Origin of the sequence: Aeromonas sp. 600276 (assembly GCF_049175815.1) — a bacterium.
GTDB lineage: Bacteria > Pseudomonadota > Gammaproteobacteria > Enterobacterales > Aeromonadaceae > Aeromonas > Aeromonas dhakensis.
The window spans coordinates 121,529-143,477 of sequence record NZ_JAAKVU010000010.1; the positions used below are offsets into that span (position 1 = coordinate 121,529).

General features: G+C 61.2%; 21 protein-coding genes, 2 tRNA genes and 1 other annotated feature (1 of these 24 only partly in view). Of the genes, 12 read left to right on the forward strand and 11 right to left on the reverse strand.

The genetic code is table 11. The features are described from left to right. Nucleotides 1-50: a sequence feature (Thr leader region), on the reverse strand (it extends 84 nt beyond the left edge of the window). Nucleotides 51-122: 72 nt separating this feature from the next. Beyond that, nucleotides 123-815: a tRNA/rRNA methyltransferase gene (locus G5134_RS11975; protein ID WP_010633333.1), complete on the reverse strand. Its 693-nt coding sequence runs from the start codon at nucleotides 813-815 to the stop codon at nucleotides 123-125. A 195-nt stretch (nucleotides 816-1,010) separates the two neighbouring features. On the opposite strand from G5134_RS11975, the gene aceK reads away from it, so the two are divergent. Continuing rightward, nucleotides 1,011-2,738: a bifunctional isocitrate dehydrogenase kinase/phosphatase gene (aceK, locus tag G5134_RS11980; protein WP_024941288.1), complete on the forward strand. Its 1,728-nt coding sequence runs from the start codon at nucleotides 1,011-1,013 to the stop codon at nucleotides 2,736-2,738. Nucleotides 2,739-2,846: 108 nt separating this feature from the next. On the opposite strand, the gene G5134_RS11985 is transcribed toward aceK, so the two are convergent. Then, a complete protein-coding gene (locus G5134_RS11985) occupies nucleotides 2,847-3,245 on the reverse strand; it encodes an META domain-containing protein (protein WP_124250451.1) in 399 nt (132 codons plus the stop codon). 172 nt (nucleotides 3,246-3,417) lie between these two features. Here G5134_RS11985 and G5134_RS11990 point away from each other — a divergent pair, with 172 nt between their 5' ends. Continuing rightward, nucleotides 3,418-3,894: a hypothetical protein gene (locus tag G5134_RS11990; RefSeq protein ID WP_017765734.1), complete on the forward strand. Its 477-nt coding sequence runs from the start codon at nucleotides 3,418-3,420 to the stop codon at nucleotides 3,892-3,894. Between the two features lie 5 nt (nucleotides 3,895-3,899). On the opposite strand, the gene G5134_RS11995 is transcribed toward G5134_RS11990, so the two are convergent. Continuing rightward, entirely contained in the window at nucleotides 3,900-4,379 is a 480-nt protein-coding gene (locus G5134_RS11995; protein ID WP_010633331.1) for a putative 4-hydroxy-4-methyl-2-oxoglutarate aldolase, read from the reverse strand. Between the two features lie 42 nt (nucleotides 4,380-4,421). Next, nucleotides 4,422-4,838 (reverse strand): DUF3293 domain-containing protein, encoded by a 417-nt coding sequence (locus G5134_RS12000; protein WP_065016919.1) that lies wholly within the window; start codon nucleotides 4,836-4,838, stop codon nucleotides 4,422-4,424. Nucleotides 4,839-5,214: 376 nt separating this feature from the next. On the opposite strand from G5134_RS12000, the gene arcA reads away from it, so the two are divergent. Beyond that, the gene (gene arcA / locus G5134_RS12005) at nucleotides 5,215-5,934 is read left to right on the forward strand and encodes a two-component system response regulator ArcA (protein ID WP_010633329.1); all 720 of its coding nucleotides are present in this window, start codon (nucleotides 5,215-5,217) and stop codon (nucleotides 5,932-5,934) included. 144 nt (nucleotides 5,935-6,078) lie between these two features. Here the strand turns inward: arcA and G5134_RS12010 are convergent. Then, a tRNA-Gly gene (locus G5134_RS12010) sits at nucleotides 6,079-6,153 on the reverse strand. Between the two features lie 94 nt (nucleotides 6,154-6,247). Next, nucleotides 6,248-6,321: transfer RNA gene (locus G5134_RS12015), tRNA-Gly, on the reverse strand. A 201-nt stretch (nucleotides 6,322-6,522) separates the two neighbouring features. On the opposite strand from G5134_RS12015, the gene cydD reads away from it, so the two are divergent. The 4 genes from cydD (at nucleotide 6,523) to G5134_RS12035 (ending at nucleotide 11,070) form a co-directional block, all read left to right on the forward strand. Then, on the forward strand, nucleotides 6,523-8,292 hold the full coding sequence (gene cydD / locus G5134_RS12020) for a heme ABC transporter permease/ATP-binding protein CydD (RefSeq protein ID WP_065016918.1): 1,770 nt from the start codon (nucleotides 6,523-6,525) through the stop codon (nucleotides 8,290-8,292). Beyond that, nucleotides 8,285-10,030: a heme ABC transporter ATP-binding protein/permease CydC gene (cydC, locus tag G5134_RS12025; RefSeq protein WP_065016917.1), complete on the forward strand. Its 1,746-nt coding sequence runs from the start codon at nucleotides 8,285-8,287 to the stop codon at nucleotides 10,028-10,030. The genes cydD and cydC overlap by 8 nt, the downstream gene beginning before the upstream one ends. A 253-nt stretch (nucleotides 10,031-10,283) precedes the next feature. Then, a complete protein-coding gene (gene rcsF, locus G5134_RS12030; RefSeq protein WP_010633326.1) occupies nucleotides 10,284-10,655 on the forward strand; it encodes an Rcs stress response system protein RcsF in 372 nt (123 codons plus the stop codon). 22 nt (nucleotides 10,656-10,677) lie between these two features. Next, on the forward strand, nucleotides 10,678-11,070 hold the full coding sequence (locus tag G5134_RS12035; RefSeq protein ID WP_065016916.1) for a DUF488 domain-containing protein: 393 nt from the start codon (nucleotides 10,678-10,680) through the stop codon (nucleotides 11,068-11,070). A gap of 70 nt (nucleotides 11,071-11,140) precedes the next feature. Here G5134_RS12035 and G5134_RS12040 read toward each other — a convergent pair whose 3' ends face one another. Next, nucleotides 11,141-12,121, reverse strand: a complete 981-nt coding sequence (locus tag G5134_RS12040) for an NAD-dependent epimerase/dehydratase family protein (protein WP_214454916.1) — start codon at nucleotides 12,119-12,121, stop codon at nucleotides 11,141-11,143. 229 nt (nucleotides 12,122-12,350) lie between these two features. On the opposite strand from G5134_RS12040, the gene tsaA reads away from it, so the two are divergent. Beyond that, on the forward strand, nucleotides 12,351-13,058 hold the full coding sequence (gene tsaA, locus G5134_RS12045) for a tRNA (N6-threonylcarbamoyladenosine(37)-N6)-methyltransferase TrmO (protein ID WP_065016914.1): 708 nt from the start codon (nucleotides 12,351-12,353) through the stop codon (nucleotides 13,056-13,058). Nucleotides 13,059-13,097: 39 nt separating this feature from the next. Here the strand turns inward: tsaA and G5134_RS12050 are convergent, their stop codons facing one another. From G5134_RS12050 to G5134_RS12065, 4 genes are read right to left on the reverse strand one after another with little or no spacing between them, the layout of a single operon-like run. Then, a complete protein-coding gene (locus tag G5134_RS12050) occupies nucleotides 13,098-14,543 on the reverse strand; it encodes an HD domain-containing phosphohydrolase (RefSeq protein ID WP_065016913.1) in 1,446 nt (481 codons plus the stop codon). Nucleotides 14,544-14,593: 50 nt separating this feature from the next. Next, the gene (locus G5134_RS12055; protein ID WP_065016912.1) at nucleotides 14,594-15,715 is read right to left on the reverse strand and encodes a beta-ketoacyl-ACP synthase III; all 1,122 of its coding nucleotides are present in this window, start codon (nucleotides 15,713-15,715) and stop codon (nucleotides 14,594-14,596) included. A gap of 55 nt (nucleotides 15,716-15,770) precedes the next feature. Further along, on the reverse strand, nucleotides 15,771-16,934 hold the full coding sequence (locus G5134_RS12060) for a vWA domain-containing protein (protein WP_017765112.1): 1,164 nt from the start codon (nucleotides 16,932-16,934) through the stop codon (nucleotides 15,771-15,773). Then, nucleotides 16,935-17,777 carry an AAA family ATPase gene (locus G5134_RS12065; RefSeq protein ID WP_065016911.1) on the reverse strand — a complete coding sequence of 281 codons (843 nt, stop codon included), beginning with the start codon at nucleotides 17,775-17,777 and terminating at the stop codon, nucleotides 16,935-16,937. It abuts the gene before it with no gap. A gap of 167 nt (nucleotides 17,778-17,944) precedes the next feature. Here G5134_RS12065 and cysK point away from each other — a divergent pair, with 167 nt between their 5' ends. From cysK to crr, 4 genes are all read left to right on the forward strand, one after another. After that, nucleotides 17,945-18,913 carry a cysteine synthase A gene (gene cysK / locus G5134_RS12070; RefSeq protein ID WP_010633318.1) on the forward strand — a complete coding sequence of 323 codons (969 nt, stop codon included), beginning with the start codon at nucleotides 17,945-17,947 and terminating at the stop codon, nucleotides 18,911-18,913. A 442-nt stretch (nucleotides 18,914-19,355) separates the two neighbouring features. Beyond that, a complete protein-coding gene (locus G5134_RS12075; RefSeq protein WP_005303128.1) occupies nucleotides 19,356-19,613 on the forward strand; it encodes an HPr family phosphocarrier protein in 258 nt (85 codons plus the stop codon). 44 nt (nucleotides 19,614-19,657) lie between these two features. After that, nucleotides 19,658-21,385, forward strand: a complete 1,728-nt coding sequence (gene ptsI, locus G5134_RS12080) for a phosphoenolpyruvate-protein phosphotransferase PtsI (RefSeq protein WP_005303130.1) — start codon at nucleotides 19,658-19,660, stop codon at nucleotides 21,383-21,385. A 43-nt stretch (nucleotides 21,386-21,428) separates the two neighbouring features. After that, nucleotides 21,429-21,938 carry a PTS glucose transporter subunit IIA gene (crr, locus tag G5134_RS12085; RefSeq protein WP_005303134.1) on the forward strand — a complete coding sequence of 170 codons (510 nt, stop codon included), beginning with the start codon at nucleotides 21,429-21,431 and terminating at the stop codon, nucleotides 21,936-21,938. Nucleotides 21,939-21,949: the final 11 nt, after the last annotated feature.

The window sequence follows — 21,949 nt, forward strand, 5'->3', positions numbered from 1 at the left end:
ACCTGTGGTGGTACCGGTAATAATGGTGGTGGTGATGATGACGCTGGTGAATAACTGCATGACGAACACTCTTGAACGAAGCTGGTTTTTAGCAATACCGCGCCGGGCGCCGGGCTGTCAACCTAAACCTCTTTGCCAAGTTTGCGGGCAAGGTCTTTGCAGAGCAGATGGAGCATGTTCAAATCCCGCTGCGGCAGCATGGGCACTCGGTCCATCACCCATTGATGCAGTTTTTCATCCTGCGAAACACCGAGAACACCAAGAATTTCTGCTGTTTTGCTTTTCAGCACCCGAACCTGTCCGGCGTTATCAATATTTTCTGCTAGCACCTCGGGCTCATCGAGCAACTGGCTCAGCTCGTAGGCGTACAGCATGATCGCCTGACCCAGGTTCAGGGACGGGTAGCTCACCTTGAGCGGCAGGTAACTGATGAGATCGACCTGGGCCAGCTGCTCGTTGGAGAGGCCCGACTCCTCGCAACCAAACACGATGGCGACCTTGTCCAGGGAAGGCTTGGCCTTGATCTGGTCACGGATCTCGGCCGGAGTGAGGTAGTGCTGATAACGGCCGCGCTGGCGGGCAGTGGTGGCCACCACCAGATCCATGTCGGCCAGCGCCTCTTCCAGGGTGTCGAACGCCTCGGCCTGGGCCAGGATCTCCTGTGCACCGTGGGCCACCCAGCTCGCTTCTTCCTCTTCGTGCACCCGGCTTGCCACCAGTCGCATGGCATCAAAGCCCATGGTTTTCATGGCGCGGGCGGCGGCGCCCACGTTGGCAGGGCGGGCGGGGGCCACCAGCACAAAATAGAGTTTCATCGGGTCTTCTCCTGAGCAGGGCCGAACGTGCAAACCACAGCGGAACGTCGGCAAAACAGGGGCGCAATCTACCGTTTTCACCCGAAAATTGCCACTTGAACAGACGTTTGAATATTGCCATAGTGGCCAGGAATGTGGACAAATTGCAGCCAATCCCAGGCGCCATCGGCCCGACAGATCACAAGGAAGAGAGAGATGCAGCAGCCATTGGAACAGGCCGTCGCCGAGACGATTCTGCAACGCTTCGAGTCGTTTTACAGCCGGTTTCTCGAAATCACCCAGGGCAGCAAGAGCCGTTTTGAAAACAGCGACTGGCTGGGGGTGCAGCTGGCGGGGCGCGAGCGCATCCGCCTCTATGATCACCACGTGGGGGCGACGGCTGGCTCCATTCGCCAGATGATGGGAGAACACCACGCCACCCAGGAGCTGCTCAAGCGGGTCAAGGGGGCCTTCAGCGACCTGCTGCCCAAGTGCGAGAACTTCGAGGTGGCGGAGTCCTTCTTCAACTCCGTCTACCGCCGCATCTTTCGCCATCGCAACATCCGCGACGAGAACCTCTACATCCACCCCTTCGTCAGCCGCGGTGACAAGCCCGATCTGGGCGCGTTGCTGCGAATCTATCGCACCGATCTCGCCCACCTTCCGCAGACCCTGAGCCAGCTCTTGGGGGATTACAGCTTCACCCTGCCCTATGAGGACAAACAGCGGGATATTGTCGATATCCATCGTCATCTTGCCGAGAACGGCCCGCATATTCTGCACGATGAGCCTTTCGCCATCGAGCTATTGAGAGAGGTCTTCTACCGCAACAAGGGGGCCTATCTGGTGGGGCTGATCCGGGCAAGGGAGCAGGTCTTTCCCTTCATCCTGCCCCTGCTCAGCACCGGCCAGAGCATCTATGTGGATACCGTCATCTTCGAGCCGGATCTCGCCTCCATCGTGTTCGGCTTCGCCCGCGCCTACTTCATGGTCTATGCCCCGGTGCCGGCGCTGTTCGTCGCCTTCTTGCGCCAGATCATGCCTCACAAGCCGGACTACGAGATCTACAACGCCATCGGCTGCCAGAAGCACGGCAAGACAGAGCTCTATCGCCACTATCAGCACCATCTGGCCCAGAGTCGCGAGCAGTTCGTCATCGCGCCGGGCATCAAGGGAATGGTGATGAGCGTGTTCACCCTCCCCTCCTACGACGTGGTGTTCAAGGTGATAAAAGACGAGTTCACGCCTCCCAAGGACGTGAGCCACGAGCAGGTGAAGGCGAAGTACCGGCTGGTAAAGCAGCACGACCGGGTGGGACGGATGGCCGATACTCAAGAGTTCACCAACTTCGAGTTTCCCCTCGATCGCATCTCGCCGGAGCTGCTGGCCGAGCTCAAGGCGGTGGCCCCCTCGGCGCTCACCATCACCGCCGACAAGCTGGTGATCAAGCACCTCTACACAGAGCGCAAGATGATCCCGCTCAACCTCTATCTGGACAAGGCGGACGAGCAGCAGACCCGGCTCGCGCTGGAGGAGTATGGCAACGCCATCAAGCAGCTGGCGGCAGCCAACATCTTCCCGGGGGACATGCTGTTCAAGAACTTCGGCGTCACCCGCCACGGCCGGGTGGTGTTCTACGACTATGACGAGATCTGCTACATGACGGAGTGCAACTTCCGCCAGATCCCGCCACCGCGCTACCCCGAGGACGAGTGGAGCGCCGAGCCCTGGTATTCGGTGGCCCCCAACGACATCTTCCCCGAGGAGTTCGCCACCTTCCTGCTGCAAAAGCCGCAGGTGCGCGAGATCATGCTGGCGCTGCACAAGGAGATGTTCGACGCCAACTACTGGAAGATGCTGCAGAGCAACATCAAGGAGGGGGTGTTCGAGGATGTCTATCCCTACCGGCGCAAGAAGCGTTTCAAGTTCCAGCGTGGCGGCTAGCCGATCCGCGCCCCGTTGCAAAAGGGAGTGCAAATAGCAAAAGGGACGCCGTGGCGTCCCTTTCTGCATCCAGCTGCGCGCTACGACAGCCTCTGACAAAAACGTCAGTTACTTGGCGACAGGCATGGCATCGAAGGTGAGCAGTGCCGCCTTGTTGGCGTCGCTCAGCACCAGCTGCTGGCCGCTGATCTGGAAGCTCGCCACTTTCTCCAGCTTCTGCAGGTAGAGCATCTCCTTGCCGGCCAGCTCGCCCATGCACATCATGCGGGTCGAGCCCATGGGGCCCAGCGCCAGTACCCCGTCACCCTGCTGGGTGATGCTGCCGAAATAGCGGTTGCAGCCGCCTTTGCCCGCCACCTTGTCACCGGCGACTTGCAGGGTAAAGGTGTCGCCGCTCGCCCCTTGCAGTTGCCAGGTGGAGGCTTGCAGTTGCGTCAGTTTGGAACCAGTGGCCATGGCGCAGCCCCCCAGGGCCAGCGCGGCCAGCAGAGTCAGTTTCTTGTTCATGGATTCACCTCTCGATATCAGCGAAATAGGGGAAGAAACAGGATGATGGGGGCCTGTGTATCATGAGAGCGGAGCAAATCAAAACTGTTTTATTGTGATCGGGGTTCCCTTTACTAACAGCTGGCATGTGCCATGCTTGTATTCCTGTTCCGGACCCAGGGAGGGGAAAAGAATGGTCAAATCATCCGTCATCGCACTCGTCTCATGCCTCAGCCTCACCGCCCAGGCCGCCGACTGGGATTTCCTCAAGAACGACACCGACAGCCAGCTCTACGTCAAAAGCTACTCAGGCGTGCTGCTCGGCAGTCAGACTCATCACAACGACAGTTTCGATCTCTGGCTCATCAATACCGGCTATCAATATCCGCTGCACGATGGCGTCAGCCTCTACATGGAAGCAGGCCCAGCCATCGGCCCCAGCAGTGAGCAATCCGGCTACAACCTGAGCTCGGGGGTGCGCTACCAGCTCTCCCCCATGCTCAACATCGGCAGCCAGCTCAAACAGCTGGAGGTGAACAAGCCCAGCACCCTGCTGGAGCTCAACACCAGCCTGCTGCTGACCCCGCAACTGGCCATCACCGCCAACTACGGCGTCAGCGCCTTTCGCACCGAACAATCCCTCAGTGTCGGGGTCGGCTTCAACTTCTAACGGATTCAGATAAGCCGGGTGGCGCTCACCAGCACGCCGTTGAGATCGGCGTAGACGTAGTCACCCGGATGTATGGTCACCCCGGCAAACGACACCACGGCATCCAACTCACCCAGCCCCCGCTTCTCGGTTTTGACCGGGCAGGGTGCCAGCGCCTTGACCCCCAGCGCCAGCGTCGCCAGCGTGCCCACGTCGCGCACGGCACCGTAGATCACGATTCCTTCCCAGCCCTGCTCCGCCGCCTTGATCGCCAGCTGATCGCCGAGCAAGGCGCGGCGCAGGGAGCCACCGCCATCGATCACCATCACCCGCCCCTGTCCGGGCCGGTTGACCAGCTCCCGCACCAGGCTGTTGTCCTCGTAACAGGAGAGAGTGACCGCCTGGCCGTGAAACAGCGCCTTGCCACCAAAATTTTGAAACAGCGGCTCCGCCACCTGCAGGGCATCGCCGTACTCGTCGCAGAGATCGGGCAGTAGATCCAGCATCATAAGTCTCCTTCCATGGACATGAATTCGCTCATTCTTTCATCAAGCAGAGCCCCTGACAATCCAGTGGGATTCAATTCTGCCCAGATGGTGTGGCTCCCCTGCCAGCAAAACCGGCAGCAGCCAGAGCTCCCCCTGTTCCACCCAGTAGATGGCATTCTGACCAAAACGGGCTGCCAGTTGGATGGCCTCGCTGCGCGGGCAGGCCAGCAGCAGCGACGACTCCTGCCATGTTTCATCCAGCGAACTGCCCCGGCAAGGTCCCATCACCTGCCAGCCAGGCATGGCTGCAATGGCTCGCCACAAGGCCCTCTGGCGCAGGGTATTACGACGCATTCCCAGCTGGCGACTGGATGGATTCCAGGCCGTCACTATGGCGTAGGCAGGCCATTTCGGCGCCGAAAAGGGTGCAATAAAGCAGATTTTTCTGTAGTTTTCCCACAAATTCATGTCAACCACATGTTACATTCCATTACATTTTATAGGGGCGAAAATGGGGGCAACCCCAAGTATCATGCTGTGAACTCAGGGTTTGACCTATATCAAACCAGAGTTAAAAAGTTGCTATCTGACGGCAAAGAGTGTTGTTATGCGCCTGTTAACTGATAAAATGCAGCCACTTTTGTAATGGACTACCTTTCCAGGCTTCTCTCGCTCAGACTTATTGAGAGCCTATGTGTGGCACAGGGATGTTTGCCAACGCTGATGCCAAATTCGCGATAATCCGACCTGATATTCATACCCAGGATGACGTAATTAATTTTCAGGACCGGTCGGGTAACGCCAAAGAGTGTTAAAATTTAGATAATTAACTGATAAGAATCTGGGAATACTCATGCAAACACCACACATTCTGATCGTCGAAGACGAACTGGTCACTCGCAATACCCTGAAAAGCATCTTCGAGGCTGAGGGCTATATCGTGCTCGAAGCCAACAATGGCGACGAGATGCATCAGGCCCTGACTGCCCACACCATCAACCTGGTGATCATGGACATCAACCTGCCGGGCAAGAATGGCCTGCTGCTGGCTCGTGAGCTGCGTGAGGACGACAACATCGCCCTGATGTTCCTGACCGGTCGCGACAACGAAGTGGACAAGATCCTGGGTCTGGAAATCGGCGCCGACGATTACATCACCAAGCCGTTCAACCCCCGCGAGCTGACCATCCGTGCCCGCAACCTGCTGAGCCGCACCATGAACGTGGCCGCCGGTGGCGAAGAGAAGAAGCTGGTGGAGCGTTACCTGTTCAACGGCTGGGCTCTGGACATCAACAGCCGCGCCTTGGTCAGCCCGGCTGGCGACATGTTCAAGCTGCCGCGCTCCGAGTTCCGTGCCATGCTGCACTTCTGCGAAAACCCGGGCCAGATCCAGACCCGCGCCGAGCTGCTCAAGAAGATGACCGGCCGTGAGCTCAAGCCCCACGACCGTACCGTGGATGTCACCATCCGCCGCATCCGCAAGCACTTCGAGAGCGTCAACGACACCCCCGAGATCATCGCCACCATCCACGGCGAAGGCTATCGCTTCTGCGGCGAGCTGGAGCAGGAGTAATCCTCCCTCCTCCCGAGTTGAAAAGGCGCCGATGGCGCCTTTTTCATTACTGCTTATTTCAGGAGTGCCGGTCAGGCAGTGAGCCTCGCCCAGAAACGGATAACAAAAAGCCCACTCGCAGGAGTGGGCTTTTTGCATCAAGGCTGGAGCGGGCAGCGGGAATCGAACCCGCATCATCAGCTTGGAAGGCTGAGGTAATAGCCATTATACGATGCCCGCTTGGCATCAAAACTTGCTTGGTGTGATGGGGAAACCCCACGACAGACAGCCGTTTCGGCTGAGGTGACAACGGCCTTGGCCATTATCAGGAATTTGGAGCGGGTGATGGGAATCGAACCCACGTATGCAGCTTGGGAAGCTACCGTTCTACCATTGAACTACACCCGCGTCAGGGCCTCTACTATATGCATTTTGCCGCCGAGCGCAATCACCCCGATACAGTTTTTTACCATAAATCAATCTGTTCGACCAACTAATGAGCAGCGCGCCGCTTTTTCCATCAATCGTTTTCACCGGCCGGAATTTACAAGGTTGCCAAGCCTGGGGGGCGAGGATAGTCTTGCGCCACTCGACGCGAGGATGGTGGTAATGGATAAAAAAACGCAAAAACGACTCTATGGCTGGTTGCGCAATCAATCGAGCCACGGCCGGCGCTGGATCGGCCTCTCCATCGGCTTTGGCCTGGGGCAGGGCATCCTGATGGTGGCTCAGGCCTGGCTGCTGGCCACCCTGCTGCACGGCTTCATCATCGAAGACGCCACCCCGGCGGGATCCATTCCCCTCTTCATTACCCTGCTGCTGGTCACCCTTGGCAAGGCGGTGCTGGCCTATGGCCGCGAGGTGGCCAGCTTCAAGGCAGGCAGCGCGGTGCGCCAGGCCATCCGCGAGCTGGTGCTCACCCGCCTCGGCCGGTTGGGACCGGCCTACATCCAGCGTCGACCGGCCGGCAGCTGGGCCAGTCTGCTGCTGGAGCAGATTGAAAACATGCAGGATTTCTTCTCCCGCTACCTGCCGCAGATGGCGATTGCCGTGTTCATTCCGGTGGTGATCCTGGTGGCCGTGTTCCCGGTCAACTGGGCCGCCGGCCTCATTCTGCTGGGCACGGCGCCCCTCATTCCCCTCTTCATGATCCTCGTAGGGGTCGGCGCCGCCGATGCCAACCGCCGCAACTTCCAGGCGCTGGCCCGTCTCTCCGGCCACTTCCTCGATCGCCTGAAGGGGCTGCGCACCCTGCAGCTCTTCATGCGCACCAAGGCGGAAGGGGATGCCATTCGCGATGCCTCGGAAGATTTTCGCGAACGCACCATGGAGGTGCTGCGCCTTGCCTTCCTCAGCACCGCCGTACTGGAATTCTTCGCTGCCCTCTCGGTGGCGCTGGTGGCCGTCTACTTCGGTTTCTCCTATATCGATCACCTGAACTTCGGCCACTATGGCACCAAAGTGACCCTCTTTACCGGCCTGTTCGTGCTGTTTCTCGCTCCCGAGTTCTACGCCCCGCTGCGCGAGCTCGGTGCCCACTACCACGCCAAGGCGCAGGCCATCGGCGCCGCAGAACAGCTGCTGGAGTTCCTCGAGGCCGAGGTGAGTGAACCCGCCTCAGGCAATGCGCCGTTCCATGCCGACTCCCCAATCAGGGTGGAAGCCCGCGCCCTGGAGGTGCTGAGCGCCGAGGGCAAGGTGCTGGTCGGCCCCATCAACTTCACCCTGGAAGCGGGTTCACGCACTGCCCTCATCGGCATCAGCGGCGCCGGCAAGAGCTCGCTGGTCAACGCCCTGCTCGGCTTTGCCCCCTATCGCGGCGAGCTCAAGGTCAACGGCCAGGAGCTGGCCAGCCTCGACATGAGCCAGTGGCGCAGGCAGCTGGGCTGGCTCTCCCAGAACCCCCAGCTGTTCCACGCCTCGCTGCGTGACAATCTGCTGCTGGCCAAGCCCGCCGCCAGTGACGACGAACTGGAAGAGGCCCTGAAACGGGCCCAGGCATGGGAGTTCGCCATGGAGAAGGGGCTCGACTATGCGGTGGGGGATCAGGCCGGCGGCCTCTCGGTCGGGCAGGCCCAGCGTCTGGCGCTGGCCCGTACCCTGCTCAAGTCCACCCAGCTGATGGTGCTGGACGAGCCGACCGCCAGCCTGGATCGCCACTCCGAGCGAGCCATCATGACCACGCTGGAGCAGGTCATCGCCAACCAGACCCTGCTGATGATCACCCACCGCCTCGATCAGCTCACCAAGATGGACCAGATCCTGGTGCTGGAGCGTGGCAAGCTGGTGGAGCAAGGCAACTTCCAGCAACTCAGCACCGCGCAGGGGCCGTTTGCCCGCCTGCTCTCCCAACGTAACGAGGGTTCTCTCGATGACTGATCTCTTGCCGTTTCTGCGCCTCTATCGCCAGCACTGGCTCAGCCTCTCCATCGGTCTGCTGCTGGCCCTGGTCACCCTGGCGGCCGGGATGGGACTGCTGTCGCTCTCCGGCTGGTTTCTCTCCGCCGCCGCCGTGGCGGGGCTGACGGCGGCCACCCGCGATCACTTCAACTACATGACGCCGGCCGGCGGGGTGCGCTTCTTCTCCATCATCCGCACTGCCGGCCGCTGGGGTGAGCGAGTGGTGAGCCACGACGCCACCTTCCGGGTACTGACCCGGCTGCGGGTCTGGTTCTGGCAAAAGCTCTCGCCGCTCTCCACCGGCGCCCTGGCTGGCTTTCGCCAGGCGGACCTGCTCAACCGGCTGGTGGCCGACATCGACGCCATGGACCACGTCTACCTGCGGCTGGTCACCCCCATAGGGGCGGCCCTGCTCAGCACCGCCGGTCTGGTGCTCTTTCTCTCCTTCTTTGACAGCGAGCTGGCCCTCACCCTGGGTGCCATCCTGCTGTTTGGCATGATTGCCCTGCCGCTGGTGTTCTATTTCCTCGGCCGCAAGCCCGGACAGGCGCTGATAGCGGAAAAATCGAGCCTGCGTACCCGTCTGGTGGACTATCTGGACGGTCAGGCCGAGCTGCAGATGTTTGCCGCCGCCCCTCGGGCGCGTGACGAGCTGCAGCAGGCCGAGCAGGCGCTGATCCAGGCCCAGGCCCGCATGGCCCGGGTGAGCGGGCTGGCCAACGGCTCGGTGCAACTGCTGAGCGGCTGGACCCTCACCCTGATGCTGTGGCTGGCCGGCCACGGGGTGGCTGGCGCTGCGCCGGATCCCATCACGGCGCTGATGGTGTTCGCCACCCTGGCCAGCTTCGAGGCACTGATGCCGCTGGCCGGTGCCTTCCAGCACCTCTCCACCAGCCTCACCTCGGCCCGCCGCCTCAACGAGATCCTGCAAGAGGCCAAGGCCCCCGAGTGGGGCAACGAAGAGCGCCACGCGCAACAGGGTGCACTGCAGATAAGCGACCTCTATTTCAGCTACCCAGGCAACCCGCAGCCGGTGCTGCGCGGCTGCACCCTGCAGTTGCAGGCCGGCGAGAAGCTGGCGCTGCTGGGCCAGACCGGCTGTGGCAAGTCCACTCTGATGGGACTGCTGACCCGCGAATGGCACCCGCAGGCCGGCAAGATCCTGCTCGATGGCAAACCTCTCACCGACTACAGCGAAGGGGCGCTGCGCGCCTCTCTCTCGGTGGTGAGCCAGCGGGTGCACCTGTTTGCCGATACCCTGCGCGGCAACCTCAAGCTGGCCGCCCCCCATGCCAGTGACGAGCAGCTGGTGCAGGTGCTGACCCAGGTCGGCCTTGCCAACCTGCTGGAAGATGACAACGGCCACAGCGACAGCGGGCTCGATGCCTGGCTGGGGGATGGCGGCCGGCCGCTCTCCGGTGGCGAGCGTCGCCGCATCGGCATCGCTCGCGCCCTGCTGCACGACGCGCCGCTCTGGCTGCTGGATGAGCCGACCGAAGGGCTCGACAGCCAGACCGAGCGGGAGATCATGGAACTGTTGTTCCGGCTGGGGGCGGATCGCACCCTGCTGCTCATCTCCCACCGTTTGCTGGGACTGGAGCAGATGGACCGGATCGCCCTGATGGAAGAGGGGCAGATCCGCCTCTGCGCCCCCCATCAGGCGCTGCTGGCCGATGATTACTACCGCAGCCTGCATCAGCGGCTGGCGCCGGCCTGATGAGCAACGAGAGAGGGGCGCCCGGTGCGCCCCTCTCTCATGACAGCAGGCCAGTCATCTTTGCCGGCAGCGTGAAGCCGCACGGGCAACACAGGGCCGGATCCTTGTCACACCCCGCCCATACGGCTAAAAATGGGGCTGGTCGCCACCGTCGACTGGCCCCTATAATGGCCCCTTCGCTATTCCACAAGATGCCGACATGGAGCGCCTGCGCCTTGCTACTGTCCTCATCACCGACACAAGATACGAGACGATGAAACGCCTGATCCTGATGATGCCCCTGATTGCCTCCGGCTGCGCCGACTTTGCCTTCAACAGCAATCTGGACAAAGAGAACTTCGACGAGTACTTCAAGCCAGGCAGCGTTCAGATCTATGAACAGGGCCAGCTGGCCGATCTCAACTACCTCTACCTCGGCACCGTCGAAGGGGAATCCTGCCAGAGCGATGCCAAGCAGCCGATCCCCAACGCCGGTGAGGCCCGTACCCTGGCCCGCCGCCGCGTGGCCGACATGGGCGGCAACGGCGTCACCTTCGACAAGTGCGCCGAATTCAGCGACACCCCGGGTTGCCTGAAACAGGTGATCTGCTACGGTCAGGCGCTGAAAGTCGCCACCGAGAAATAAGCGTCAACTGCAAGGAGCCTGCATGGCACTGGCCATCGTTCGCCTCGGCACACCCCGCCTGCCCGACGAGGGGCTGCGGATCGGCACAGTGCGCCGCCCGCCCCGCGGCGTGCCCAAAACCGAGTTTGCCAGCCAGGATTGGTACGACGTCTGGTTCCCCAATCTCGCCCCCAGCAACGACACCATGAAGCTGGGTCAGGCTGCCGAGACGCCCGCCCAGTGGAGCGCCTTCTGCAAACAGTACAAGGCGGAGCTGGCCACTCCCGCCGCCAGGCACGATCTGGCGCTGCTGGCCGCCCTCTCCCACACCACCAACCTGTCGGTGGGCTGTTACTGCGAGCAGGAGTCCAGCTGTCATCGCGCCATCTTGCGCGAGCAACTGACCGCCGCCGGCGCCGCCATGCGCGCCGAGTAACGCCGCTCACATCAGACAGAAAAGGGCATCTCTCGATGCCCTTTTGCTTTGCTGCCGCACTTGCCGACCTCTAGCGGACCAGCTGACGTAGCCGCGCCTCCTGCTCGGCGGTGATGCCGGCGGCCACCGCGGCGTCCGGCGCGCCGGCTAGCCACTCGGCCACATCCGCCACCGTCTCTTCCAGCGGCCGAAAGTTGAGGCCCTGTACGATGGCCGCCTCGGCGCTGATGAGGCCATAGCCGGCATACTCGGGTTGTGCTTTGGGCAACAGGGTCGGGTAGCTCTGCCAGGGCTCCACCCCGGCGGCCAGCAGCACAGGCCACGGCGCCCATTCGGGCAGGATCGGGGTCGCGGGGGCCAGCCTGGCGGCCAGGCGATCCACCCAGTCGCTCAGCGCGATACCGGGCTTGACCAGATTGAAGATGCCGCTCAATTGCTGCTCGGCGGCCCGCAGCACGAACTCGGCGCAGTCGCGCACGTCCAGATATTGCAACCGATCTTCCCCCTGCCCCGGCAGCAGCCAGGGGCCGCCCCGCTGCACCCGCGTGACCCACCAGGCCAGCCGGCCGGTGGGATCATGGGGGCCGCACAAGACGCCTGGGCGCAAGATGCAGAGCCGCTCGCCCCAGCGGGCACGATAGGTCGCCTCGCACAGCACCTTGAGGGGACCGTAATCTTCCGGCTGCTCCCCCTCGGCAATCTCGTGCAGCGGCGCCGACTCGTCCTGCCCGGGTTGGGCGAAGTCGCGATAGACACTGATGGTGGAGATGAAGATCAGCCGCTCGCAGCGCCCGAGCAGGGCGGCCGAGAGGCTCGCCGCCTGTTCGGGGCGATAGCAGCAGGTGTCGATGGCCAGATCCCAGCCATCCTGATGGTGATGCAGCGGGGTCAGGTCCCGATCCCGGTCCCCCTGCAGCTGGGTGAGCTCGCGCCAGTCCGGATGCTGGCGCCGGCCACGATTGAACAAGGTCACCTCGTGGCCCCAGTCCAGCGCCAGTGAGGCGAGATGGCGACCCAGAAATCCGGTGCCGCCGATGATCAGCAGTTTCATCCCTGTCTCTCCTGTGCGGCGCGGCCCATCCTCGATGGCCACGCCGGTTGTGCCGGCCCGCCCTGCCGGCGGACGGACCTTTCACTCTTCCTGCGCTCACCCTACGCAAGTTGGCGGCGCGATACAGCCTTCGGGCGGCCGGGATGGGAGCAAGATCACGGCAAGCGGGTACGCCTGCGTTTTGAGGGCCGCTGTGCTACATTGCCGAGGTTTTCAGTCAGGATCCGCCATGAAGTTCGAAATCGACACCCTGGGTATCATCCGCTCTCCCTACAAGGAGAAGTTTGCCATCCCGCGCCAGCCCGGTCTGGTCAAATCGGCCCGCGCCCGCCTCGAGCTGCTGCCCCCCTACGATCAACCGGACGTGCTGCGCGGCATCGAGCAGTTCTCCCACCTCTGGCTCAGCTTCGTGTTTCACCAGACCATGGCACAGGGCTGGCACCCGACGGTGCGCCCGCCGCGCCTGGGCGGCAACGAGCGGGTCGGGGTGTTTGCCACCCGCACCACCTTTCGTCCCAACCCCCTCGGCCTCTCGGTAGTCGAGCTGCACGAGGTCGGCCGTGCGCGCGGCAAGCTCTGGCTCGAGCTGGGGGCGGTGGACCTGCTCGATGGCACCCCCATCGTCGACATCAAGCCCTATGTCCCCTATGCCGACAGCCTGCCGGATGCCCGCGGCGGTTTCGCCCCCGATGCCCCCACTCCACCGCTGGTGGTGAGTTTCAGCCCCGAGGCGGAGCTGCAGCTGCAGCCCTGGCTCAAGGCCCACCCCGAGCTGCGCCTGCTGGTGAGCGAAGTGCTGGCCCAGGATCCCCGCCCCGCCTACAAGAAGGGCAAGCCGGATGACAAGGAGTACGGCGTCAGGCTGTTTGACTGCAACGTGCGCTTTCGCATCAGCGAGCCCAGTTGTCTAGTGCTCGCCATCGAGCCGGCCCAGTGAGCCAGCCATAAAAAAACCACCCGTTCGGGTGGTTTTTTGTCAGTCGTGATCCTTGTGCCTGAGGGCAATCTGGCGGAATTCCTCCTCGCAGGCGAGGAAGGCGTCGACGATGGCCGGATCGAAATGGCGGCCACGCCCCTCCACTATGATGGTTCTGGCCTGCTCATGGCTGAAGGCGGGCTTGTAGACCCGTTTTGAGATGAGGGCGTCGTAGACATCCGCCAGCGCCATCAGCCGCCCCGACAAGGGGATCGCTTCCCCCGCCAGCCCAGCCGGATAGCCGCTGCCATCCCACTTCTCGTGGTGAGTGAGGGAGATCTCCCGCGCCAGCCGCAGGAAGGAGTTGGAACCGAGCTGGGCTTCGGCGCTCGCCAGCGCATCGGCGCCAATCTGGGGGTGGCGCTTCATGATGGCGAACTCCTCGTCCGTCAGCTTGCCCGGCTTGAGCAGGATGGCATCGGGAATGCCCACCTTGCCCACGTCGTGCAGCGGCGCCGACTTGAACAGCAGATCGATGGTGGCATCGTCCAGCGGATAACGTTCCCAGTCGCTGCGGCTCAGCTGCTCCGCCAGCACCTTGACGTAGAACTGGGTGCGGATGATGTGGGCGCCGGTCTCGTTGTCGCGGGTCTCCGCCAGCGAGGCGAGCCCCAGGATGGCCACGTCCCGGGTCAGGTTGAGCTCGTCCTGGCGCGCCTTCAGCTCGCCGATCATCTGGTTGGTGCCGGCGGCAATCAGGCCGAACTCATCGTCACGGATCACCGGCACCCGCGCCTCCAGATCGCCGCACTGCACCTGCGCCATGGCTCGAGTCTGATGCATCAGTGACAAAGTTAGGTTGCGGCCATAGCCGCGAATGATGAGCCAGAGATAACCGAAGGTCACCATCATCACGAAGGCGATCTCCAGCAAGATGTAGTGCTGGGCATCGAGCCGCGGCAGGCTCTTGTCCACTGTAACCAGCCACTCCAGATCCTTGTTGAACAGCAGGAAGAACACAGCGCCAAGCAGGGTCAGGGTGGTGAAGGCGAACAGGGAGAACTTGCGGGAAACCGGCATGGCCAGCGGCTGGTTCAGCACCAGACAGGCCTGATGCTCCCGCAGCTTGGCACGCTGCCAGTCCCGCTGCAGCGAGAGATCCGCCGCCACCAGAAAGCCCAGGGTGCTCATTCCCAGCAGGATCTTGAGGTGGCTTTCCAGCGGAAAATCATACCGGATGCCGTTGTAGCCAGAGAGCAGCAAGGCCCCCAGCAGGTAGAAGCCCACCTCCAGCCCGAAGCCTCCCAGCCCCTGACCGGACAGCGTCACCTTGCGCAGCAGCTGATCGCGCAGGACAAACATGATGCCAAAGGTCACCAGCGCGGGCCCCAGCAGCTGGGGCAGCGTCAGGCTCTCCAGGAATGGGCAGACCTGCAGCCCGTAAAGACAAAACAGTGACAGCGTCACCCCGTAGTGAAGGGCGCAGCGCCCCGTGATCCTCTGCATGATTCCACCCAAACCTTATCGTCATGACGGCGGGGAGATGACCCCGCCCCTCACAGGCGCCGCAACAGCAGGCTCCCGATCGAATAGCCAGCGCCAAACGAGCAGAGCACGCCGCGGGCCCCCGCGGGAAGGTCGCGATTGTACAGATGGAACGCGATAATGGAACCCGCCGAGCTGGTGTTGCCGTAGCTGTCGAGGATCACCGGCGCCTCCTGCTGGCTGGCATCGTGGCCGAGCAGCTTGCGGGCGATGAACTGGTTCATGGTCAGATTGGCCTGGTGGAGCCAGAGCCGGTTCAGGCTCTCGGCAGTCCAGCCCTGCTCATCGAGCTGGCCGGCGATCTGGTCGCACACCAGCGGCAGCACCTCCTTGAACACCTTGCGCCCCTGCTGGCGGAACAGCTTGTCATCGCCGTAACGGGTGCGCGGGCTGAGCCGGTTTAAAAAGCCGAAGTTGTTGCGGATGTTGTTGGAGTACTGGGTCACCAGCTTGCTGGCAACCAGTTGCCAGGGGTTGGCCACCTGACAATCGGCCTCCCGCTCCAGCAGCACGGCGGTACAGGCGTCACCGAAGATGAAGTGGCTGTCTCTGTCGCGAAAATTGAGGTGCCCAGAGCAGATCTCCGGGTTGACTACCAGCGCCAGTCGGGCGGTACCAGCCGCCAGCATGTCCGCCGCCGTCTTGATGCCGAAGGTGGCGGAGGAGCAGGCCACGTTCATGTCAAAGGCCATGCCGCCCGCCCCCAGATAGTGCTGCAGTTCGATGGAGAGGGCTGGATAGGGGCGCGGCATGTTGGAGGCGGCCACTATCACCAGATCTATTTCCCCCGGCTCGCGACCGGCGGCGATCAGCGCCTGCTCAGCGGCGGCCACCGCCATCTCCACCATGATGGAGGGCTTGTCATCGGGTCGCTCGGGCAGCAGCGGCTGCATGATGTCGGGATCCAGCACCCCCTCCTTGCTCACCAGATAACGGCTCTTGATGCCGGAGGCCTTCTCGATGAATTCGCTGCTCGAATGCTGTTTGGCGGGCAGCTGGCCGGCGTCGATGGCGGAAGCGTTCTCCTCGTTGTAGAGATCCACGTACTGGTTGAAGGCGGCCACCAGCGCTTCGTTGCTGACGGCAAAGGGAGGGGTATAGAGGCCTGAGCCACTGATCACGATAGAGGTCATCTTTGCTCCTCGCCGGGTTCACTCCCGGCTTGTTGGTCTGTTCGGGTAGAGAGGGTCACAGCTGGTCGATGGCCGCAGCCAGACCCGCCAGAGTCAGCGGGTGCATGCGCCCGCCGATCAATTCGTTCATCAACTTGATGGAGGGGTGCCAGAGCCACTCCCGCCGCGGGGTGGGATTGATCCACACCAGCTTGGGAAAATGCTGCTGCAAGCGGGCCAGCCACACCTGACCGGCCTCCTCGTTCCAATATTCGACGCTGCCGCCAGGCCAGGTGATCTCGTAGGGGCCCATGGTGGCATCCCCCACCAGGATCACCTTGTAGTCGCTGCCGTAGGTGCGCAGCAGGCGCAGGGTGTCGAAGCGCTCCTCGTGCCTGCGGGCGTTGTCTCGCCAGACAAAGTCGTAGAGACAGTTGTGAAAATAGAAGTACTCCAGGTGCTTGAACTCGTGGCGCAGAGCAGAAAAGAGCCGCTGCACCTCGGCCACGTGGGCATCCATGGAGCCTCCCACGTCGAAGAAGACCAGCAGCTTGACCCCGTTGTGGCGCTCGGGTCTGAGCTTCACATCGAGCCAGCCCTGCCTGGCCGTGCTCCGGATGGTGTCGTCGAGATCCAGCTCATCGGGGTTGCCCTGGCGCACCCAGCGCCTGAGTTTGCGCAGCGCCAGCTGGATGGCCCGTTGTCCCAGAGGGGAATCGTCGCTGAAGTTGCGATAATGGCGCGCCTCCCACACCTTGACCGCCTTGCCATGCTGGCCCTCTCCCCCCATGCGGATCCCTTCCGGGTGAAAACCGCCGTGGCCGAACGGGCTGCTGCCACCGGTGCCGACCCACTTGTTGCCGCCGGCGTGACGCTCCTTCTGCTCGTTCAAGCGCTGGTTGAGGGTCGCCAGCAGCTGATCCAGCCCGCCAAGGGATTGGAGCAACGCCTTCTCCTCGGCGCTCAACAGCCGCTCGAACTCCTTGCGCAGCCACTCATCCGGCAGGCTCTCCGGCAGCAGGGGGATGGCGGCCAGCCCTTCGTAATACTCGGCGAAGGCGCGATCGAAGCGATCGTAGTGAGCCTCGTCTTTTACCAGCAGACAGCGGGCAAGCTGGTAGAACTCATCCATGTCGAGGCTGGCCAGCCGGGCTGCCAGCGCCCCGTGCAAGTCCAGAAGTTCGCGCAGACTGCAGGGGAGCTGGTGGCGGCGCAGGTGGGTAAAAAAGTCGATCAGCATCTAGCTACCACGGCGGGCCAGAAAGGCGAGCTTCTCAAAGAGATACAGGTCCTGCTCGGTCTTGAGCAGGGCACCGTAGAGGGCGGGTACCAGCTTGCCTGGCTCGCGGGCGCGCATCGCCTCGGGGGCGATGTCGTCGGCCAACAGCAGCCGGATCCAGTCCAAGAGTTCCGAGGTGGAGGGTTTCTTGCGCAGCCCCTCTACTTCCCGCAGCTCGAAGAAGAGATCCATCGCCTCACCGAGCAGGCTCTCCTTGAGGTCGGGGTAGTGAAGTTTGACGATGGCCTGCATCTCGGCCTTGACGGGGAAGCGGATGTAGTGGAAGAAGCAGCGGCGCAGGAAGGCATCCGGCAGCTCTTTTTCATTGTTGGAGGTGATGATGACCACTGGCCGCTGGCGGGCCTTGAGCCGCTCGCCGGTCTCGTAGACGTCGAACTCCATCCGATCGAGCTCCTGCAGCAGATCGTTGGGAAACTCGATGTCCGCCTTGTCGATTTCATCGATAAGCAGCACCGGACGCTGGTCGGCAGTGAAAGCCTGCCACAGCTTGCCGCGGCGGATGTAGTGGCTGATCTCCCCCACCCTGGGGTCGCCGAGCTGGGAGTCGCGCAGCCTGGCCACCGCATCGTACTCATATAGCCCCTGCTGGGCCTTGGTGGTGGATTTGATGTGCCAGGCGATAAGCTCGGTGCCCAGATGGCTGGCCACGGCCTCTGCCAGCTCGGTCTTGCCTGTGCCGGGTTCACCCTTGATGAGCAGCGGCTTTTCCAGCACGATGGCGGCATTGACCGCCATCTTGAGCGCCTCCGAGGCGAGATAGCGATCGCTTCCTGCAAATCCCATAACGTCCATTCCTTTGACGACGAGAGACCTTTTCGCGAGGGAGGTCTCAATAAGAAAGAATAAGCTCTATATCTTGTAATAACATATTGTTATAACAAATCGTCACTTCTCATTCAGAAACCACAGGGTAATCTTGTTTCATCGCCGTAACAAACAGGGATAGCACCATGAGCAAAATTTTTGAGGACAACAGCCAGACCATAGGTCACACCCCTCTGGTTCGTCTCAACCGTGTTACCAAGGGCCGCGTGCTGGCCAAGATTGAGAGCCGAAACCCGAGCTTCAGCGTCAAGTGCCGTATCGGCGCCAACCTGATCTGGGATGCCGAGAAGCGCGGCGTTCTGACCAAGGGCAAGGAGATCATCGAACCCACCAGCGGCAACACGGGTATTGCTCTGGCCTTCGTGGCCGCCGCCCGTGGCTATCCCATCACATTGACCATGCCGGCCACCATGAGCCTGGAACGCCGCAAGCTGCTCAAGGCACTCGGCGCCAACCTGGTGCTGACCGAAGGGCCGCTCGGCATGAAGGGCGCCATTGCCAAGGCCAACGAGATCCTCGAGTCCGAGCCCGGCAAATACGTGCTGCTGCAACAGTTTGAAAACCCGGCCAACCCGGAAATCCACGAGAAGACCACTGGTCCCGAGATCTGGGATGCCACCGATGGCGAAGTGGATGTGTTCGTGGCCGGCGTCGGTACCGGCGGCACAATTACCGGTGTCTCCCGCTACCTGAAACAGACCAAGGGCAAGGCGGTGGTCTCCGTCGCCGTCGAACCGAGCGAATCGCCGGTGATCAGCCAGCGTCTGGCCGGTCTTGAAATCAAACCGGGCCCCCACAAGATCCAGGGCATAGGTGCCGGCTTCATCCCGGGCAACCTGGATCTCACCCTGCTGGACCGTGTCGAGCAGGTAAGCAGCGATGACGCCATCGAAATGGCTCGCCGCCTGATGGAAGAGGAGGGCATTCTGGCCGGCATCAGCTCAGGTGCCGCCGTGGTGGCCGCAGCTCGCCTCGCCGAGCTGCCGGAATTTGAAGGCAAGACCATAGTCGTCATCCTGCCGAGCGCTGCCGAGCGTTACCTCTCCAGCGCCCTGTTTGCCGGGGTGTTCAGCGAACAAGAGCTGCAGCAGTAAGTGATCGGATTATTTCAAAACAACGGCGCTCCCAGGAGCGCCGTTTCTTTATGGGCTAGACTGAGCACTTGGCAGCGCCAGTCGACCCCTTATTTTTCGGGGTAAAATAACAAGCAAACCAGTGACGAAAAAAGCAGACATTCTGTGATAAATCTCATATCCTGTGCCGCGTCACGAGGTGTTTGCCGACTAGGTATCACAAAGTAACAAAGTGTTATTTTTCGTTATAAAATAATTTCAGGCCAGCATTGACGCGGCTTGTAGCGCGATAACGGAAAAGAGTTGAGGCAGACACCGAATACTGCACAGAAAATTGACCTGGATTAAACCATTGCAGGTCTGATTTCGTTACTTTACAACATATCCATACTGACACGGTGCGAGAAGGAAGCGTCAAAAGCATCCCTCACACCAAAAAATATCAATAATATGGGGTGAAACCATGTACGAGAAGTCTGTTGTTATTACTGCTGAAAACGGCCTGCACACCCGTCCGGCAGCTCAGTTCGTGAAAGAAGCCAAAGAATTCCAAAGCGAGATCACTGTGGTCTCCGGTGGCAAATCCGCCAGCGCCAAGAGCCTGTTCAAACTGCAGACCCTGGGCCTGACCAAAGGCACCAACGTGACCATCCAGGCCGACGGCCCGGACGCTCAGAAAGCCGTTGAGAAGCTGGTTGCCCTGATGGACGAGCTGGAGTAATCCAGCTTTATTCCTCCCCCACAGTCGTTTTAATAGGAAGGATTATGATATCTGGCATTCTTGCGTCCCCCGGTATCGCATTCGGCAAGGCGCTTCTTCTGAAAGAAGATGAAATCGTTATCAATCAGGGCAAAATCGCTGCCGAACAGATTGATGCCGAAATCAACCGCTTCCTCGAAGCCCGCACCAAGTCAGCCGCACAGCTGGAAGCCATCAAAGAGATGGCCGGTCGCACCTTCGGTGAAGAAAAAGAGGCCATCTTCGAAGGCCACATCATGCTGCTCGAAGATGAAGAGCTGGAAGGGGATATCAGATCCTTCATCAAAGACAACAAGGCCACCGCTGACAAGGCCATCTACGAGGTCATCGAGCAGTACGCGAAGATGATGGCCGAACTGGATGACCCCTATCTGCGTGAGCGCGCCACCGACTTCCGTGACATCGGTACCCGTCTGGTCAAGAACGTACTGGGCATCGCCGTTGTCAACCTGAGCACCATCGACGAAGAGGTGATCCTGGTCGCCAAAGACCTGACCCCGTCCGAAACCGCTCAGATCAACCTGAAATACGTGCTGGGTTTCGTCACCGACATCGGTGGCCGTACTTCCCACACCTCCATCATGGCCCGCTCCCTGGAGCTGCCGGCCATCGTGGGCACCAACGACATCACAGAGCGCGTCAAGAATGGTGACGTGCTGGTGCTGGACGCGATCAACAACCAGATCGTCCTCAACCCGACTGCCGAACAGCTGGCCAAGTTCAAAGAGATCCAGGCCCAGTTCCAGGCCGAGAAAGACGAGCTGGCCAAGCTGAAAGATCTGCCCGCCATCACCCTGGATGGCCATCAGGTCGAAGTGTGCGCCAACATCGGTACCGTCAAGGATACCGAGGGTGCCATCCGCAACGGCGCCGAAGGCGTGGGTCTGTACCGTACCGAGTTCCTGTTCATGGACCGTGACGCGCTGCCGACCGAAGACGAGCAGTTCAAAGCCTACAAAGAAGTGGCCGAAGCGATGCCGGATCAGCCGATCATCGTGCGCACCATGGACATCGGCGGCGACAAAGAACTGCCCTACATGAATTTCCCGAAAGAGATGAACCCCTTCCTGGGCTGGCGTGCCGTGCGGATCTTCTTCGATCGCGCCGACATCATGCACGCCCAGCTGCGGGCCATCCTGCGTGCGTCTGCCTTCGGCAAACTGCGCATCATGTTCCCGATGATCATCTCCGTCGAAGAGTTCCGCAGCCTGAAGGCCACCGTAGAGACGCTGAAAGCCGAACTGCGTGCCGAAGGCAAAGCCTTTGATGAATCCATCGAAGTGGGTATCATGATCGAGACCCCGGCTGCTGCCGTGATGGCTCATCATCTGGCCAAGGAAGTGGATTTCTTCAGTATCGGTACCAACGATTTGACCCAGTACACCCTGGCCGTCGACCGTGGTAACGAGATGATTTCCGCCATGTACAACCCGCTGTCACCCTCCGTCCTGACCCTGATCAAGATGGTTATCGATGCATCCCACGCCGAAGGCAAGTGGACCGGTATGTGTGGTGAACTGGCTGGTGACGAGCGTGCCACCCTGCTGCTGCTGGGTATGGGTCTGGATGAGTTCTCCATGAGCGCCATCTCTGTACCGCGTATCAAGAAGCTTATCCGCAACACCAACTTCGAAGATGTGAAGGCCATGGCTGATCAAGCGCTGAGCTTTGCCACCGCCGCCGAAATCGAAGCCTGTGTAGATAACTTTATTAAGCAGAAGGCAGTCTGCTAAGATCGGCTGCAAACAGCGACAATCATCTCTAGGAGCTTTTACTATGGGTCTGTTTGATAAACTGAAGAAACTGGTTTCCGATGACAGCTCTGATACCGGCGGCATCGAAATTTTTGCCCCGCTGTCAGGCGAAATCGTACCGATCGAAGATGTGCCCGACGTGGTCTTCGCCGAGAAGATCGTCGGTGACGGCATCGCCATCAAGCCGGCCGGCAACAAGATGGTTGCTCCGTGCGACGGCACCATCGGCAAGATCTTCGAGACCAACCACGCGTTCTCGCTGGAATCCGACTCTGGTATCGAGCTGTTCGTTCACTTCGGTATCGACACCGTTGAGCTGAAAGGCGAAGGCTTCAAGCGCATCGCCCAGGAAGGTCAACAGGTCAAGCGCGGTGACACCATCATCGAGTTCGATCTGGCCGTTCTGGAAGCCAAAGCCAAATCTACCCTGACTCCGGTGGTCATCTCCAACATGGACGAGATCAAAGAGCTGGTGAAGATGACGGGTGCCGTGACCGTGGGCGAGACCCCAGTGATCCGCATCAAGAAATAAGGCTGCATGGG